Genomic DNA, 16,486 nt, shown 5'->3' with positions numbered 1-16,486 from the left:
CCGCATCCACTCATCGACATGTCGAACGACACGTACAGCAGGGTCGCGGTGACCGACGCCGCCGCGGCCCTGCTGCGCGACCTCACCGCACAGCACGGTCCGTTGATGTTCCACCAGTCGGGCGGATGCTGCGACGGCTCCGCTCCCATGTGCTACCCCGTCGGGATGTTCCTGACCGGCCCCGCCGACGTGAGGCTCGGGGATCTCGACGTCGGCCTCGACGACCCGATGGAGGTGTTCATCTCGCTCGCGCAGTTCGAGTACTGGAAGTACACCCACATCACGATCGACGCCGTGCCGGGGCGCGGCGCCGGCTTCAGCGTCGAGGGACCGACGGGGATGCGGTTCATCATCCGCTCCCGCATGCTCGACGACGCCGAGCTGGCCGCGTTCGGGCTGGCTCCGGGCGCGCGTGTCAACGTCGCGGGAAGGTCCGCAGGAGAAGCGGAGCACTGAGCAGGGTGACAGCGGCTGCGGCGACTGCGGTTCCCGCGAGGGCGAGCCCGGGCGTCGCCGCGTCCGTGATGACGCCGTAGACGAGGGCTCCGATCGCTGCGCCAAAGTTGACGGCCGTGTTGATCCAGCTGCTCGCTTCGGTTCTCACCCGCGCGTCGGTCAGATCGTCCGCGGCGAGGTACCCGACGATCAGGATGGGCGCGAGACACAGTCCCGCCAGTGCGAAGCCGACGAGGCCGGCTGCTACCCCGCCGACGGCCCCCGCAGAAGCGGCGAACGCGATGAGGGTCGCGACGAGGACGAGCAGCTGGGTCGGGAGCGAGCCGGGCAGGCGGATGCTGCCGAACAGGAGCCCGCCGAGCGCGCTCGTTCCCGCGAACAGAGCCAGAAGCACACCCGCGAGCGCGGGTGCGTCGGCATCCACGGCCATCGCCGGGGCCGCGAGCTCCACCGCGCCCAGGATCAGACCCGGCGCGGTCATGACGAGCACGACGGGGATGAAGCCGCGCGTGCGCAGGGGAGTGACGGCGGCCGGCTCGAGGCGATCGAGGTGTCGCGATCCGAGCTCCGCGCGCGACCGTCCGCTCAGCACGAACAACGTGCTCCCCACGGAGACGCATGCGGCCGACAGGATGAGCGCAGCGAGTGGTCCCGAGGTCGCGACGAGAGCCGCGGCGGCGAGCGGTCCGACGGCGAAGGTCACCTCCTCGGCCACCGCATCGATACTGAACCCGCGCGTGCGCAGCGGTCCGGCCGGGAGGGCCGACGACCAGACGACGCGCATGGTCGCGCCGAAGGGCGGCGAGGATGCTCCCGCGACGACCGCCATCAGCAACAGCGCCGGGAGCGGGGCCCGGGGGAGAAGAGCCAGCGCGACCAGCGACATGGCGTGGACAGCGCCCAGCACCGAGAGGATGCGCAGCTGCCCGAAGCGATCGATGAGTCGTGATCGCCACGGCGTGGCGATCACATTGGCCAGCCCGAGGGCCGCGGTGATGGTGCCGGCGACGGCGAAGGACGCGGTCGCCTCCTCCAGGAGGAAGACGAGGGCGAGGCCGGATGTCGCCAGGGAGAGCCGCCCGATGATGCTGGGCACGAAAGCCGGGCGGATACCCGGCGTCCGCAGGACGACGCCGTATGACGGTCGGTGGTCGGACACAGATGCTCTCCGATGTTCAGCGATCGACGCGCGTATCAGCGCGGATCATCGTTCGTGGGTCGTGGACGGCGCCGAGGCGCGCGTGGACCCGCCCGGGGCCGGTCAGGAGCTGCGAGGGGCGGGGCGCAGGACCGTCAATGGAACGAAACGATGAAGCTGAACATCGCGGCCGACACTACCCGATCGACGGAGCCGCTGACGTCGCGCAGGCCCCCGGAGGAGCGAAGCATCTGCCAAAGTGAGACGCATGCGGACGATCACGGGGTCTCGATGGGTCGTCACCGGTGCTGCCGGCAACATCGGGGCGGCGCTTCGTCACAGACTGAGGGCCGACGGGGTCCAGCTCGTCTCGACCGATGTGCGAGAGGTGGAGCCCGTCGATGCCGCGGGCGATCGGGTGATCGTCGCCGACCTTGCCGACCTCGCAACGCTGACGGCGATCTTCGCGGGCGCCGACGGCATCATTCATCTGGGCGGCCTGTCCGATGAAGCCGACTTCCATGACCTTGCGCACGTGAACATCGTCGGTACCTACCACGTGCTCGAGGCGGCCCGCCGAGCCGGTGTGCCCCGCGTCGTGTACGCGAGCAGCAACCGTGTGACGGGGATGTACTCCACTCAGACGCTCGTCGGCCCGGACATGCCGCCTCGACCCGATGGCTTCTACGGCGTCTCGAAGGTGGCGGGCGAGGCGCTGTGCCGGTTGTACTCGGACAAGTTCGACATGAGTACGATCGCTCTCCGCATCGGGAGTTACGAGGAACAGCCCGGCAATCCACGGGAGCGCTCGACGTGGCTGAGCCCTCGAGACGCGATCGCGGCCTTCACGGCGGCGATGACGACTGAGGAGCACCACGCTGTTCTCTATGCGGTATCGGCCAACACCGACGTCTGGTGGGATCTCGCGGTCGGAGATCGAGTCGGTTTCCACCCCGTCGACGACGCCGCGGCCTGGGGGATAGCGGGTGACGCGCCCGAGCCGCAGGGTGGCCCTTTCGCAGACCGGTCCTACTCGCTCGACCGCATGCGCGACTGACGCGGACGCCGGACGCCGGACGCCGGAGGCCGGACGCCTGACGCCGGGGCGGCCTCCGCTGTCGTGGCCCGGTAGGGTCGTCCGCTACCCGCGATCGCTCCGCCGCGCTAGCATCCTCGGCATGAGCGGGGATGTCGCGCCGGAGCCCGGCATCCGGGCACTCAGTGCCGAGCGCACCAAGGCGTTCGTCGATGCGGTCGTCGCCATCGCGATGACGCTGCTGATCCTGCCGCTCATGGAGAGCGTGGGCGAGAGCGCGGGGAACGATCACACGACGTGGGAGTGGCTCGTCGATCAGCGCGATCAGCTGCAGAGCTTCCTCATCAGCTTCGTGCTCATCGCGATGTTCTGGATGCTGCACCACCGCCTCTTCGTCTCGGTGCAGCGCATCACCCCGGCTCTCATGTGGATCACGGTCGCGTGGATGCTCACGATCGTCTGGATGCCGGTCGTCACCGCCCTCACCGGTCAGGTCGCGGATGACGCGCTGCAGAAGGTGCTTTACATCGGCACGCTCGTCATCACGAGCGGGATGCTGCTCGTCACGCGGGTCTACCTGGCGCGGCATCCGGATCTGCACACCGCATCCCGGAGCGATCTGCGCCGGGGGATGTCGATCGATCTGTCGATGATCGTGCTGTTCCTCGTCGCGCTGGGGATCGCCCTCGTCTTCCCGGCCGTCGGCTACCTCGGCCTGTTCGTCATGTTCCTCACCGGCACGGTGCAGAAGCTGATGGCCCGGATGCTGCGCTGACCCGGTCGTCCGGTCGCGGCCGGTAGCGAGGACGCGCATACGCACGGTGCGGACCCCCTGCGACCGTGCGGATGCGCGCTCTCGCGGTTGCGAGACGAAGGGGTGAAGCGGAGAACTGGGGTTGACAGGGGGCGGGTGGGGGTGAGAACGTTTACAGCGTCCGATGTTGGAAACGTTTACAACCGCTCGAAGGAGAGCCATGGTCCGCGTCACGATCACGCAGGTCGCCGCCCGCGCCGGCGTCTCCGTCGCGAGTGCGTCGCGAGCGCTGAACGGACTCGTCGCGAGTCCTGAGACCGCGGCGAAGGTGCGCGACGCAGCGCGCGCGCTCGGCTACGTGGCCGATGCCACGGCTCAGTCGCTCAAACGGGGTCGCACGCTGCAGCTGGGCTTCGCCGTCGCCGACATCGGCAACCCGGTCTACGTCGAGATGATGGCCGCGGTCGAACAGGTGGTCTCGGCATCCGGCTACCGCCTGCTGCTGTCGTCGACCGGCACGTCGTCGTCTTCGGTGGATGTCGTCCGCGACCTCGGTCGGGGCTATGTCGACGGGCTGATCCTGTCGCCGCTGCGCGTCACCGACGAGCTGCTCACGTCGCTCGCCGCGGCTCCGATCCCGTTCGTCGTCCTCGGTCGGCTGCCCGCTTCGGCCGACTTCGACACCGTGCGCGCCGACTCGCCGACGGCGATGCGCCTCGTCGTCGACCACCTCGTCGACGAGGGGCGCCGCGACATCGCGTTCATCAACGGCCCGACCGACACCACCCCCGGTGTCATGCGACGCGACGGTTTCATCGCGGCGGCGGGCCAGTACGACGATGTGCGGACGCGACACGTCGACGCCGCCGACTTCACGATCGCCGCCGGCTACGACGCCGCGCTCCCGCTTCTCGATCGGCCCGACCGGCCGGCGGCGGTGGTCGCGGCGAACGACCTGATCGGCGTCGGAGTCCTGCGTGCCGCCGAAGACCTCGGCCTGCGGGTCCCGGCCGACCTCGCTGTGACCGGCCTCGACAACACCGAGCTCGCCGAGGTCGTCCGCCCCGGGCTCACGAGCGTCGACCTCGGAGCGAAGGAACGCGGTCGCGCCGCCGCCGAGATGCTTCTCGCACGGATCGCCGACGACACGCGGCCGGCCCGCACGGTCACGGTTCCGCCCGCGCTGGTCGTGCGCGGATCGACGTCGGCATCCGTCCCCGCGGCGCTCCGTCGCCCCGAGCCCATCGATGAAGAGAAGGCACACGGATGACCACGCTCGCAGAGACGAAGACGTCCTCGCGCCCGCCCCGCGTCCGGCAGATCGGACCGCGTGCCCGCGCCCAGCGCAAAGAGGCGATCGCGCTCGTCGCCCCCGCCCTGCTGCCGATCATCATCTTCTCGGTCATCCCGCTCGTCAGCGGAGTTCTCCTCGGATTCACGGACGCCACCCTCGCGCGCAACGCCGAGGTCTCGTTCATCGGGCTCGACAACTTCATCGAGCTCGCCGGTGATCGTCGGTTCTGGCAGTCGTTCGGCATCGGCATCGTCTGGGCCGGGTCTGTCGCGCTCCTCACCCTGGTGAGCGCGATGGGTCTCGCTCTGCTGCTCAACAGCAACCTGCGGCTGAAGGGTCTGACCCGCGTGCTCGCGCTGATCCCGTGGGCGATGCCGCCGGTGGTCATCGCGATCGTCTGGCGCATGATCTACAACCCCAACTCGGGACCGCTCAACGGCGTGCTCGGCTGGCTCGGCATCCCGGGTGTGAACTGGCTCGGCGACTTCTCGACCGCGCTGCCGGCCGTCATCGTCGTCGGCGTCTGGGCAGGCATTCCGCAGACGACCGTGCTGCTCCTCGCGGGCATGCAGTCGATCGCCCCCGAACAGCACGAGGCTGCGGCCGTCGATGGCGCGGGAGCTGCGCGCCGGTTCTGGCACGTCACGCTGCCCGCCCTGCGGCCCGTGATCATCGCGGTGACCGCGCTCGACTTCATCTGGCAGTTCAACTCGTTCGGCCTCATCTATGTGCTGACCGAGGGTGGCCCGGGCGGCCGCACGATGATCCCGCCGCTGTTCACCTACCTCGAGGCTTTCCGCAACCGCGAGATCGGATACGCATCGGCGATGGGCAACGTCCTCGTCGTGGCGATCCTGGTGATCCTCTCGCTCTACCTGATCAACCAGTTCCGACAGAACAAGGGGGTTCGCAAGTGACCACCAAGCGCCCCCTGTACGCGACCGTCCTGATGTACCTGGCCCTCGCGGGCTACCTGATCTTCCTCGGCTTTCCGTTGCTGTGGCTGCTGTCGGCGTCGTTCAAGTCGACGCGAGAGCTGAACTCGCTCGCGGTGAACCTCATCCCGCAGCAGTGGGACTTCGGCAACTACATCGCCGCACTCGAGCGGCAGAACCTGATCACCGCGGCCGGCAACTCGGTGCTCGTCTCGATCGTCACGATGGTCGTCGCCGTGCTCCTGTCGATGCCCATGGCGTACGCGCTGGCACGGCTGAAGGGCCGGCTGCGCGCTGCCGGCACGGTGTGGATCCTGGTCAGCCAGGTGTTCCCGACGATCCTCATCATCATCCCGCTGTTCCTCGTGCTGCGGAGCCTGCAGCTCAACGACACCCTCTTCGGCCTCATCCTCGTCTACGTCACCTTCACGATGCCGTTCACGCTGTGGATGCTGCAGGGATACGTCGCGGCGATCCCGCCCGAGCTCGAAGAGGCGGCCGAGATGGACGGCGCCGGCCGGTTCACCATCCTCCGCACCGTGATCCTGCCGCTGCTGGTGCCGGGCCTGGTCGCCACGGCGATGTTCACCTTCGTCTCGGCCTGGAACGAGTTCTTCCTCGCGCTCGTGCTCATCCAGAGCCCGGAGCTGTACACGCTGCCCATCGCGTTGCGCTCGTTCCTCGGCGCCGAGGGGCAGACCCAGCTGGGGCCGCTGGCCGCCGGCGCCATCCTCGCCACGATCCCGTCCCTCATCATCTTCGGGATCCTGCAGAAGAAGCTCACCGGCGGCATGCTCGCCGGTGCCGTCAAGGGCTGACCTCCCCGTGACGACGAAACCCGAAAACCAGAAAGGCCACACCATGAGAAGAATCCGCGGCATCGGCGCCGTCGCATTCGTGGGCATCGCAGCCGTCGCGCTGGCAGGGTGCCAGCAGGGCAGCGCGAACAACAGCGGGGGAGACGGCGACGTCGTGACCCTCCAGTTCCAGTCGCTGTCGGACCAGCCCGCGACCCAAGCGGCCATCAGCGAGATCGTCGACGCCTGGAACGCCGAGCACGACGACGTCCAGGTCAAGATCATCCAAGCCGGCTGGGACGGCACCTACGACAAGCTGATCACCCAGTTCTCGGGCGGCACAGCACCCGACATCATCCACTTCGAGGCAAGCTCGATCGTCTCCTTCGCGGCCGACGGCTACCTCGCCGATCTGACCGACCTCATCGACCCCGAGTTGAAGTCGGACATCTCCGACGGCATCTGGGAGTCGGTGACCCACGACGGTCAGATCGTCGCGTACCCCTCGACCCTCCAGTCGTACATGGCGTTCGCCAACGCCGATCTGCTGGCCGAGGCCGGGGTCGAGGTGCCCACGGGCGCCACGATGACCTGGGATCAGCTGCAGGAGATCGCGAAGGCGACGACCACGGCAGATCACTACGGCCTCGGCTGGGGTCTCGGTTCGCCCACCGCGACGATGATGAGCCTGTCGATGGGCTTCGACGGCGGTTACTTCGACGGTGAGGGCGATGACGTGACGATCGAGGTGGGCGACGACGAGCTCGCCGTGCCCGAGCGCATCCACGAGATGGCCTACACCGACCGGTCGATCGACCCGACCTCGCTCACGCAGTCGGGCTCGGACGTGCTGCCGTCGTTCTACGGCGGCAAGGTAGCGCTGACGGTGCAGGGCTCGTTCCAGGCGACGAACATCGCCGCGGATGCTCCCGCGGGCCTCAACTGGGTCGCGCTTCCTCCGCTCGAGGGATCGGCTGGCGCCATTCAGGCCGCGAACCCGCAGACGTACTCGGTGAATATCGACTCGGAGCACGTGGAGGAGTCGGCGGAGTTCCTGAACTTCTTCATGGACGGCGAGAACCTCGCGAAGATCGCCTACGCCGACGCGCTGATCCCCTCGTCGGGTGCCGCCCGCACGCAGGTCGCCGAGCTCGCCGGCGACGACGCCGCGTGGAAGCAGGTGCTCGCGTCGGGCGAGGGCCTGGAAGGTCCGCCGTTCCTGAAGGTGTCGAAGTACACCGAGTGGAAGGACACGATCGCGACGCCGGCGTTCCAGCAGTACCTGGCGGACCAGATCGATCGCGACCAGCTCGCCGCGCAGCTCAGCGACGGCTGGGCCGACGTCGCCGGTTGACGATCCGCGGGGGCGGGTCGACCCGATCCGCCCCCGCCTCACACGCTCGAACGAAGAGAGGGACGTAATGGACGTGTTGCACGATCGGGTGGCAGCAGTACTGGCGGGAGCCGCCGTGGGCGATGCGCTCGGCGGTGCGACGGAGGGCTGGACCCCTGAGCAGATCGAGGAGCGGCACGGTGGACGTGTCGAGGGGATCGTCGGTCCCTTCCTGCCCGATTGGCGCACGGCTCGCCCCATCGCGCCCTACCACAAGGGCGACGGGCACGTCACGGACGACACCCTCATGACCCACGCGCTCATCGAGGTGTACGCCAAGCAGCGCCGGCACCTCGACGCGTACGATGTCGCGAGCGATCTCGTGCCCCTCATGATGAGCGAGCGCCGCTGGATCCCCGAGCTCGAAGACGAAGCGCTCATCCTGCAGCGCGTCTTCCTCGCCGAGAAGTGGCTCGTCATGAAGCTGCACTACGGCCACGCCGACCCCCGTGAGGCGGGCGTCGGAAACGTCGTCAACTGCGGCGCGACGATGTACATGGCGCCCGTCGGCCTCGTCCACATCGGCGATCCGCGCGGCGCCTACGCCGAAGCCATCGACATCGCGGGCGCCCACCAGTGGTCGTACGGTCGCGAGGCCGCCGGTGTGTTCGCCGCGGCGGTCGCGGCATCTGCGACTCCCGGAGCGACGGTCGACGACGTTCGACGGGCGGCTCTGGATGTCGCGCACGACGGCACCGCCGCCGCCATCCGTGCCGTGTTCGAGGCCGTCGACGCCTTCCGCGCCGCCGGCGGATCCCACGATCCGCGCGAGCTCGGTCGCGTCGTACGCGAAGCGGTACGGCCCTTCGACACCGTGGGCGAGGCCTACCGTTCCCCGGCCATGGACGCGCGTCTCCCCTCGCGGACGAAGGCCATCGAAGAGCTCCCCGTCGCGCTCGGCTTCGTCGTCGCTCACGACGGCGACCTCCGCGCTGCCGTGCTGGACGCCGTGAACTACGGCCGTGACGCCGACTCGATCGCCACGATGGCGGGTGCGATCTGCGGTGGCCTCCACGGCAGCGCCGCGGTTCCCGAGGAGTGGCTGCGCGACGTCGTCACTGCGAGTCGCCTGGACCTCGACGGCGTCGTCACGACGATGGTCGAGGTCGTGCGCGACGTCGCCCGCACCGATGCCGAGCGCGCCGCGGCCCGTGCGGAGTCGCTGTCTTCGCTGCTGTCGGTGGGGGCCGGGGCGTGAGGCTGACCTGGGCTCAGCCCGAGGATCTCGTCCCCGCCGAGTTCGCAGCGCTGCGCGAACAGGGGGTGCCCGACGACGAGCTGTCCCCGATCGAGCGGCGGTGGGCGGAGGCCGGCGGCGCGACGGTGCTCGCTTCCTCGGGTGCGAGCGCGACACCGGCCCCACCTGCACTGCGGGCGGAGGCGCGTCGCGTGCTCGATGAGTTGCAGGCGTTGCAGCGCCCGAGTGTCGCCGAACCCGACGAGTGGGATGCGATCGTGGCGCTGCTTCCTGCGCAGCCCGACGCGAGCGCCGGCAGCGGCGCCGCGTTCGACCGCGTGCACGGCGCGTGGCTGGGGCGGTCCGCCGGCTGCCTCCTCGGCAAGCCGGTCGAGAAGATCCCCCGCGCGGGTATCGAGCAGATCGCGCGAGCCACCGGCAACTGGCCGATCCGCGGCTACTTCACCGCGCGGGGTCTCCCCGCCGAGGTGGCCGAGCGCTGGCCGTGGAACCGCCGCTCCGCGCCGACCTCGCTCGTCGAGAACATCGCGGGGATGCCCGAGGATGACGACCTGAACTTCCCGATCCTCGCGCTCGACCTGCTCGAGCAGCATGGCTCCGCGCTGACGACCGACCACATCGCCGAGGCCTGGCTCGCCGCCCTTCCGGCGGGGCGGGTGTTCACCGCGGAACGCGCGGCGTACCGCAACATCCTCGACGCCCGCCCGGTGCCCGAGACCGCGACGCACCGCAACCCGTTCCGCGAGTGGATCGGCGCCCTCATCCGCGCCGACGTGCACGGGTGGGCGCACCCCGGCGACGTGCGGGCAGCAGCGCATTCGGCGTGGATCGACGCGCGGCTCAGTCACACCCGCAACGGCCTGTACGGCGCTATGTGGGCGGCCGCCCTCTGCGCGGCATCCCTCGTCGCCGACGCGATGGACGACGTGCTGGATGCCGCAGACACCGTCCTGCCGCCGGAGTCGCGCCTCGCCGCGGCCGTGCGGTTCGGGCGCGAGACCGGTCGCGCGCTCGCCGCGGGTGAGCTCACGACCGCGAGTGCACTCGACGCCCTGCACGCGGAGTTCGCCGAGATGCACTGGGTGCACACACTGAACAACGCCGCGCTCACCGCGTGCGCGCTGCAGGCCCACGGTCGTGACTTCGGCGCCGCCGTGGCGCTCGCCGTCGCGGGCGGCTGGGACACCGACTCGGTCGGTGCCACGGTCGGCTCGGTGGTGGGCGGTCTCGTCGGGGCCGAGGGCATCGGGGGCGCCTGGACCGAGCCGTTGCGCGACAGCGTCGCGACCTCGATGCCCGGGGGGCCGCAGCGGTCGATCCGCCAGCTCGCCGAGCGGACGCTCGCCCTCGCGGGGGGAACCTCGTGAGCGTCGTCGTCGTCGGCAGCATCAATCAGGACGTCGTCGCCCGCGTCGACCGCATCCCGGCTCCGGGCGAGACGCTGCTCGCGTCGTCGCTCGTCCGGACCGGTGGAGGCAAAGGCGCCAATCAGGCTGTCGCCGCCCGCCGAGCCGGTGGCGCCGATGTCTCCTTCGTCGGGGCCGTGGGAACGGATGCCGCGGGCGAGACCCTGCGTTCGGCGCTCGCCGCCGACGGGATCGACGTCTCGGGTGTCGTGCAGGTCGACGACGTGACCGGAACGGCGCTCATCTCGGTCGATGCATCGGGCGAGAACGCGATCGTCGTCGCCGCCGGTGCCAACGCCGCGCGCGACGCCCTCACCGACGAGCAGCGGGCCGTCGTCGCGGCGGCGTCGGTTCTGCTCACTCAGCTCGAGATCCCGGTTGCCCTCGTCCGCGACGCCGCCGGTGCCCGGGGCGAAGGTGCCTGGCATGTGCTGAACGCCGCGCCGTCCGAGCCCTTCGCGTCCGCCCGCGACGCACTGCTCGCGGCCACCGACGTGCTGGTCGTGAACGAGCACGAGGCCCTCGAGGCGGCGGGCATCGACGATCTCGACGAGGCGGTCACCGCGCTCGCGCGTGCGGTGCCCGGACTCGTCGTCACACTGGGCTCTCGCGGATGCCTCGTCGTCTGCGGTGCGCAGCGCGCCGAGGTTCCGGCGCATGTCGTGACGCCGGTCGACACGACGGGTGCCGGCGATACCTTCTGCGGCGTGCTGGCTGCGGTGCTCGCCGCCTCCGGGCGCCGCCCCGACGCCATCGACCTGGATCTGCTCGTCGATGCCGCGCAGGCCGGGGCTGCGGCATCCGCTCTGGCCGTCACTCGCCCGGGCGCGCAGGACGCCGTGCCCACCGTCGACGAGGTCGCCGCCCTGCGAAAGGAGAATCAGCCGTGAGCGGTGGATTCGACCCCCTCGTCCCCCGTGAGATCGACCGCCCGACGCCGGTGCCCCTCGGCGTCGACGTCCGGTCGGGAGACGCGGCCGTCGTCCTCGACGACGCGAAGATCTTCGTCGCGCCGACCGATCCCGCCGACCTGGAGGCGTGGCGCGCACAGCTGACGGCGTGGCGCGAGGGCGCCCGCGAACGTCACGGCGCGCCGACCCGGTACGACCAGTCGGAGTCGGCGTGGGCGAGCCGGTGCTTCACCGTCGCCCAGGTATGGCTCTGGGATGAGCTGTTCTTCGACTTCGACGAGCAGCGCTTCACCCCCGAGCGCTTCCTCGCCGACGCGCAGCGGCGGTTCGGCGGCCTCGACGGGATCGTGCTGTGGCACGCCTATCCCGTCATCGGAATCGACGACCGCAACCAGTGGGACTTCTACGCCGTGCCGGGTCTCGTCGAAGCCGCCGAGGCTCTGCGCGCCGCCGGTGTGGCCGTCTTCGTCGACTACAACCCGTGGGATGTCGGCACGCGGCGCTCGGGGAGCGATGCGGCCGAGCTCGCCGCCACGGTGCGGCGCCTCGGTGCGGACGGGGTCTTCCTCGACACGCTGCGCAAGGCCGATCCCGATCTCGTCGCGGCCCTCGATGCCGCCCGCCCGGGTATCGGGCTCGAAGGCGAGTCGAAGCTCGCGACCGAGCGCATCGCCGACCACACCCTGTCGTGGGCGCAGTGGTTCGCCGACTCGGACGTGCCCGGTGTGCTGCGCGCACGCTGGTTCGAGCGTCGGCACATGCAGCACCACATCCGCCGATGGCACCGCGACCATGCCGAAGAGCTGCGGTCGGCGTGGCTCAACGGCGTCGGCGTGATGGTGTGGGAGGTCGTCTTCGGCGTCTGGGTCGGCTGGAACGACCGGGATGCCGCGACCCTGCGGCGGATGCTGCCCGTGCAGCGCGGGATGCACCGCTGGCTCGTCGAGGGGGAGTGGACGCCGCTGGCGGTGCACGACGCACCGGTCTTCGGGTCGGCGTTCGAGCTCGACGGCGTGACCCTGCTGTGCCTCGTCAACACGTCGGGGGCCGACGTCGACTTCGGACTCGAGACGCGGGGCCGGTGGGTGCCGCTGCACGAGCCCGGCGATCAGGTCTCGTCGGTGACGGTGCCGGCTGGCGGCGTCGCCGCCGTCGTGCGGCTGGCTGCGGATGCCGCGGATGGCGCTGATGCCGCCGTGCCTGCGGTCGTGGCTGAGGTGAAAGCCGCGCTGCGCGACGAGCGTCCGGTGGCGGATGCCTCTTTCCCGCATCGCCGAGCTCGGCGCCTCACCGCTCCGGCGTGGACCGGGCCGGTACGTGGCCCGGGCGCCGCAGGCGTCGAGAGCGGGCCTACGGTGACGGTGGTTCCGGGAACGCACGTGCTCACCGTGCGGTTCCGCGCGCGCGAGACCGGGATGTACGACGGTGCACCCTACGTCGACGAGTGGAAGCCCCTGCCGCCGCGGCTGCACGATCAGCGCACGCTCGAACGCGTCGTCGAGGTGCGGCATCCGGTCAGGGTCGGGGCGTCCGAGGTGACCGAGGCCGAGTACGCGGGGTTCCTCGATGCGATCGGCGAGCACACGGATGACCGTGACGCCGAGCGCCCCGCGACGGGTATGACGTTCGCGCGGGCTCGTGAGTACGCCGCGTGGGCGGGCGGACGCCTCCCCACCGAGGACGAGTGGCAGCTCGCGGCATCCGATCCGTCGTTCGGACGGCGCGCGCCGGAGGTGTGGAACTGGACGGAGTCGGAGCATTCCGACGGCCGCACGCGTTTCGTCATGCTCAAGGGCGGCAGCGCGCACCGCAGCGAGGGGTCGGACTGGTACGTCGACGGCGGTGTGCAGCGGCCGGAGTTCGCGCTCAAGCTGCTGTTGCCCGGTCTCGGCCAGGACGCGTCGCCCTCGATCGGATTCCGCGTCTGCTGGGAGGAGCGGCCGTGACCCCGCTCGACGGACTGCGCGTCATCGACGCCTCGACGCTGTTCGCGGGTCCCATGGCCGCGATGCACCTGGGCGACATGGGGGCCGAGGTCATCAAGGTCGAGCATCCGACCCGGCCCGATCCTGCGCGGGGCCACGGGCCGAGCAAGGACGGGCAGAACCTGTGGTGGAAGACGCTGGGCCGCAACAAGCGGACCGTTGCGATCGACCTGCACACCGGCGACGGGCGGGAAGCGTTCCTGCGCCTCGCCCGCACCGCGGATGTCGTCGTCGAGAACTTCCGCCCCGGGACTCTCGAGCGCTGGGGGCTCGGTTACGACGAGCTGTCGGCGGAGAATCCCGGGCTCGTGCTCGCCCGTGTCACCGGGTTCGGTCAGATCGGCCCGTACCGCAGCCGTCCGGGCTTCGGCACGCTCGCCGAGGCGATGAGCGGGTTCGCCGCCGCGACGGGCGAGCCCGACGGCCCGCCGACCCTGCCCCCGTTCGGACTCGCCGACGGCATCGCCTCGCTCGCCACCGCCTACGCGATCATGACCGCTCTGCACGCCCGCGAGCGAGATGGGCGCGGGCAGGTGGTCGATGTGGCGATCATCGAGCCCATCCTCGCCATGCTCGGCCCGCAGATCACGCGCTGGGATCAGCTCGCGACCGTGCAGCCCCGCACCGGCAACCGATCGGCGAACAACGCGCCCCGCAATACGTACCGCACGGCCGACGGTTCGTGGGTCGCCGTGTCGACGAGCGCGCAGTCGATCGCGGAGCGGGTCATGACCCTCGTCGGCCGTCCCGACCTCGCCGCCGAACCGTGGTTCGTGAGCGGATCGAGCCGGGCGCAGCACGCCGACGAGCTCGACGAGGCCGTCGGCAGCTGGATCGCCGAGCGCACGCGCGACGAGGTCGTCGAGGCGTTCGAGGCCGCGCACGCCGCCGTCGCCCCTGTGTACGACCCGTCGGACATCGTCGCGGACCCGCAGTTCCAGGCACTCGGCACGGTCCACCGCATCCATGATCCCGACCTCGGCGACATGGCGATGCAGGGACCGCTCTTCCGGATGTCGCGTGACGAGTCGACCATCGCGTTCACCGGCCGAGCCCACGGTGCCGACACCGCCGAGGTGCTGGCGTCGCTCGGTTACACGGCCGATGACATCGTCCGCATGCGCGCGGAAGGATCGATCGCATGACACGGGCGATCATGGTCGCGCTGTACGCGCCCGCCGACCGCCCGGAACGCTTCGCGAAAGCACTGGATGCCGAAGCCGACGCCGTCATCGTCGACCTCGAAGACGCCGTGGCGCCCTCGCGCAAGGCCTCGGCGCGGGCGGCGCTCGCCGAGTTCGCCGTGGCGTGGACGTCGCACGGGGCAGCGGGACATGCGACTCCGGCGGTGCAGGTACGGGTGAACGCTCGGGGTGCGCAGACACACGACGAGGATGTCGCCGCTGTGGCGGATCTGCCCGCGGCCTTCGGCATCCGTCTTCCCAAGACCGAGTCGGCGGATGACGTCGCGGCGGTCCGCGCCGCGGCACCGGGGCGCGAGGTCCATGCGCTGCTCGAGTCGGCGCTGGCGATCGAGCGCGCGTTCGAGATCGCGCAGGCCGGGGTCGCGTCGGTCGCCGTGGGTGAGGCTGACCTGCGAGCGGAGATCGGCGTGCCCGCGGGTCGTGCCGGAGAACCCGGGCTCGCGTGGTCGCGCGCGCGGGTCGTGAACGCCGCGGCTGCGGCCGGGCTGCCCCTTCCGCTCATGGCGGTATGGGCGGACGTCGCCGACCTCGACGGGTTGGAGCAGAGCTGCCGGGCCGGACGCGCGCTGGGCTACGCGGGCCGCACCGCCATCCACCCGCGGCAGATCGAGGTGATCCGGCGGGCCTTCACCCCCGGTCCGGACGAGGTCGAGCGAGCGCAGCGCATCGTCGAGCGGGTGCGTACCGCGTCCGCGGACGGCACGGGCGCGTTCGTGCTGGAGGACGGCACCTTCATCGATATCGCCATGGTCAAGGCCGCCCGCCGCATCCTCGCCGCCGTGCCTCCGTCTCGCTGACGCCGAGAGTGCGCACCTGCACGGTGCGGGCCGCTTCCGACCGTGCGGATGCGCACCCTCGCCACCGCGCCGCAGGGCGGCGCCGGGATCAGCGGGTGATGACGCGGTACGGCACCTGGTGGTGCACGCCGGTCTGCCTCGTCGCATCGCTCAGGATGTCGAGGATCGACGCCGCCGCCTGCTCGACACCGTGGTCGACGGTCGAGAACGCGGGGATGTGGAAGCGCCCCTCCTCGATGTCGTCGAAGCCCATGACCTGCACACGATCGGGTACCGAGACGCCGTGCGTGCCGAGGGTGTACAGCGCGCCGAGGGCGAGGCTGTCGCTGAAGCAGAACAGGGCATCGAAGTCGGTTCCGCTCGCGATGAGGCGCGCGACGGCGGTCGAGCCTTCGGCGCGGTTGAACTGGTCGACCGCGGCGTAGAGCGCGGGGTCGTCGGCGATGCCCGCTGCGGTCAGCGCTCGCCGGTACCCCTCGAACCGCAGCCGCGAGGTGGCGGTCGGCCCGGATTCCTGCACGCCCACCGCGGCGATGCGCCGTCGGCCCTGCTGGATGAGCTGCGTGGTGGCTGCCGCCGCCGCCGAGACGTTGTCGATGCCGACATGGTGCACGGAGGGGTTCAGGAGCTCTTCGGCCTGCTCTCCGATCAGCACGAGCGGAGGACTGCTCGGCCGGTCGCGCACATCGTCGGCCGTGAGGGCGAGCGGGCTCATCACGATCCCGTCGAGGGCGGGGAAGCCCTCGCCCGCCATCATCGCCAGCTCCGCGGCACGCGCGCCGCCCGTCTGCGCGATGAGAACCGTCAGTGATCGGGTCTGCGCGGTGGTGACGAACTGCGACGCGAACTCGGCGAAGTAGGGCTCTCGCAGATCGGGGAGGACGAGCGCGATCAGTCCGCTGCGCCCGTTCCGCAGTTGCCGTGCGGCGAGGTTCGGTCGGTATCCGAGCTCGTCGATCGCAGCGAGGATGCGCTGCCGCATCTCGTCGCCGACCCATCCCGTTCCGTTCACGACATTGGAGACGGACTTCGCGCTCACGCCGACGCGGGCGGCGACGTCGGCGAGTGTCACACGGGTCATGCGGGCTCCTGTCGACCGGCTCGGAGGGTCGCTGTTGACTCTAGTTCAGCGTGGAACTATCGTGTAGTTCAACGTGGAACGGAAAGCGGTTTCCGCGCCG

15 protein-coding genes are annotated in these 16,486 nt (G+C 70.5%); 13 read left to right on the top strand and 2 right to left on the bottom strand.

Translation table 11 applies throughout. From position 1 onward, the window contains the following. Positions 1-18: 18 nt before the first annotated feature. Positions 19-456, top strand: a complete 438-nt coding sequence (locus AA0Y20_RS02705; RefSeq protein ID WP_412937252.1) for a DUF779 domain-containing protein — start codon at positions 19-21, stop codon at positions 454-456. Here the strand turns inward: AA0Y20_RS02705 and AA0Y20_RS02700 are convergent. After that, positions 416-1,615 carry an MFS transporter gene (locus AA0Y20_RS02700; protein WP_412937251.1) on the bottom strand — a complete coding sequence of 400 codons (1,200 nt, stop codon included), beginning with the start codon at positions 1,613-1,615 and terminating at the stop codon, positions 416-418. The two genes, AA0Y20_RS02705 and AA0Y20_RS02700, sit on opposite strands and share 41 nt — an antisense overlap. Positions 1,616-1,862: 247 nt before the next feature. Here AA0Y20_RS02700 and AA0Y20_RS02695 point away from each other — a divergent pair, with 247 nt between their 5' ends. The 12 genes from AA0Y20_RS02695 (at position 1,863) to AA0Y20_RS02640 (ending at position 15,305) form a co-directional block, all read left to right on the top strand. Beyond that, positions 1,863-2,651: an NAD-dependent epimerase/dehydratase family protein gene (locus AA0Y20_RS02695; protein ID WP_412937250.1), complete on the top strand. Its 789-nt coding sequence runs from the start codon at positions 1,863-1,865 to the stop codon at positions 2,649-2,651. A gap of 121 nt (positions 2,652-2,772) precedes the next feature. Next, positions 2,773-3,405: a TMEM175 family protein gene (locus AA0Y20_RS02690; RefSeq protein WP_412937248.1), complete on the top strand. Its 633-nt coding sequence runs from the start codon at positions 2,773-2,775 to the stop codon at positions 3,403-3,405. A 199-nt stretch (positions 3,406-3,604) separates the two neighbouring features. Continuing rightward, on the top strand, positions 3,605-4,654 hold the full coding sequence (locus AA0Y20_RS02685) for a LacI family DNA-binding transcriptional regulator (RefSeq protein ID WP_412937246.1): 1,050 nt from the start codon (positions 3,605-3,607) through the stop codon (positions 4,652-4,654). Beyond that, a complete protein-coding gene (locus AA0Y20_RS02680) occupies positions 4,651-5,595 on the top strand; it encodes a carbohydrate ABC transporter permease (RefSeq protein WP_412937244.1) in 945 nt (314 codons plus the stop codon). The genes AA0Y20_RS02685 and AA0Y20_RS02680 overlap by 4 nt, the downstream gene beginning before the upstream one ends. After that, entirely contained in the window at positions 5,592-6,431 is an 840-nt protein-coding gene (locus AA0Y20_RS02675) for a carbohydrate ABC transporter permease (RefSeq protein WP_354451755.1), read from the top strand. Before AA0Y20_RS02680 ends, AA0Y20_RS02675 begins: the two co-directional genes overlap by 4 nt. A gap of 43 nt (positions 6,432-6,474) precedes the next feature. Continuing rightward, positions 6,475-7,764, top strand: coding sequence for an ABC transporter substrate-binding protein (locus tag AA0Y20_RS02670; RefSeq protein WP_412937242.1), 1,290 nt, complete (start codon positions 6,475-6,477; stop codon positions 7,762-7,764). A 67-nt stretch (positions 7,765-7,831) separates the two neighbouring features. Next, the gene (locus tag AA0Y20_RS02665) at positions 7,832-9,001 is read left to right on the top strand and encodes an ADP-ribosylglycohydrolase family protein (RefSeq protein ID WP_412937240.1); all 1,170 of its coding nucleotides are present in this window, start codon (positions 7,832-7,834) and stop codon (positions 8,999-9,001) included. Beyond that, positions 8,998-10,368, top strand: a complete 1,371-nt coding sequence (locus tag AA0Y20_RS02660) for an ADP-ribosylglycohydrolase family protein (RefSeq protein ID WP_412937239.1) — start codon at positions 8,998-9,000, stop codon at positions 10,366-10,368. The genes AA0Y20_RS02665 and AA0Y20_RS02660 overlap by 4 nt, the downstream gene beginning before the upstream one ends. Further along, the gene (locus AA0Y20_RS02655) at positions 10,365-11,297 is read left to right on the top strand and encodes a ribokinase (RefSeq protein ID WP_412937238.1); all 933 of its coding nucleotides are present in this window, start codon (positions 10,365-10,367) and stop codon (positions 11,295-11,297) included. Before AA0Y20_RS02660 ends, AA0Y20_RS02655 begins: the two co-directional genes overlap by 4 nt. Beyond that, positions 11,294-13,264, top strand: coding sequence for an SUMF1/EgtB/PvdO family nonheme iron enzyme (locus AA0Y20_RS02650; protein WP_412937237.1), 1,971 nt, complete (start codon positions 11,294-11,296; stop codon positions 13,262-13,264). The genes AA0Y20_RS02655 and AA0Y20_RS02650 overlap by 4 nt, the downstream gene beginning before the upstream one ends. After that, positions 13,261-14,448, top strand: a complete 1,188-nt coding sequence (locus AA0Y20_RS02645) for a CaiB/BaiF CoA transferase family protein (RefSeq protein WP_412937235.1) — start codon at positions 13,261-13,263, stop codon at positions 14,446-14,448. The genes AA0Y20_RS02650 and AA0Y20_RS02645 overlap by 4 nt, the downstream gene beginning before the upstream one ends. After that, a complete protein-coding gene (locus AA0Y20_RS02640; protein ID WP_412937234.1) occupies positions 14,445-15,305 on the top strand; it encodes an HpcH/HpaI aldolase/citrate lyase family protein in 861 nt (286 codons plus the stop codon). The genes AA0Y20_RS02645 and AA0Y20_RS02640 overlap by 4 nt, the downstream gene beginning before the upstream one ends. An 88-nt stretch (positions 15,306-15,393) precedes the next feature. Here AA0Y20_RS02640 and AA0Y20_RS02635 read toward each other — a convergent pair whose 3' ends face one another. Then, on the bottom strand, positions 15,394-16,386 hold the full coding sequence (locus AA0Y20_RS02635; RefSeq protein WP_412937232.1) for a LacI family DNA-binding transcriptional regulator: 993 nt from the start codon (positions 16,384-16,386) through the stop codon (positions 15,394-15,396). Positions 16,387-16,486 lie beyond the last annotated feature (100 nt).

Source organism: Microbacterium pratiae (genome assembly GCF_047302165.1).
GTDB lineage: Bacteria > Actinomycetota > Actinomycetes > Actinomycetales > Microbacteriaceae > Microbacterium.
Note: the sequence above shows the minus strand (reverse complement) of the source record. Positions and strands in the feature narration are given on the sequence as shown.

Coding starts and splice junctions, on each gene's coding strand:
- AA0Y20_RS02695 (WP_412937250.1), top strand. CDS start 1,863: ATGCGGACGATCACGGGGTCTCGATGGGTCGTCACCGGTGCTGCCGGC.
- AA0Y20_RS02640 (WP_412937234.1), top strand. CDS start 14,445: ATGACACGGGCGATCATGGTCGCGCTGTACGCGCCCGCCGACCGCCCG.
- AA0Y20_RS02665 (WP_412937240.1), top strand. CDS start 7,832: ATGGACGTGTTGCACGATCGGGTGGCAGCAGTACTGGCGGGAGCCGCC.
- AA0Y20_RS02680 (WP_412937244.1), top strand. CDS start 4,651: ATGACCACGCTCGCAGAGACGAAGACGTCCTCGCGCCCGCCCCGCGTC.
- AA0Y20_RS02685 (WP_412937246.1), top strand. CDS start 3,605: ATGGTCCGCGTCACGATCACGCAGGTCGCCGCCCGCGCCGGCGTCTCC.
- AA0Y20_RS02670 (WP_412937242.1), top strand. CDS start 6,475: ATGAGAAGAATCCGCGGCATCGGCGCCGTCGCATTCGTGGGCATCGCA.
- AA0Y20_RS02690 (WP_412937248.1), top strand. CDS start 2,773: ATGAGCGGGGATGTCGCGCCGGAGCCCGGCATCCGGGCACTCAGTGCC.
- AA0Y20_RS02705 (WP_412937252.1), top strand. CDS start 19: ATGTCGAACGACACGTACAGCAGGGTCGCGGTGACCGACGCCGCCGCG.
- AA0Y20_RS02635 (WP_412937232.1), bottom strand. CDS start 16,386: ATGACCCGTGTGACACTCGCCGACGTCGCCGCCCGCGTCGGCGTGAGC.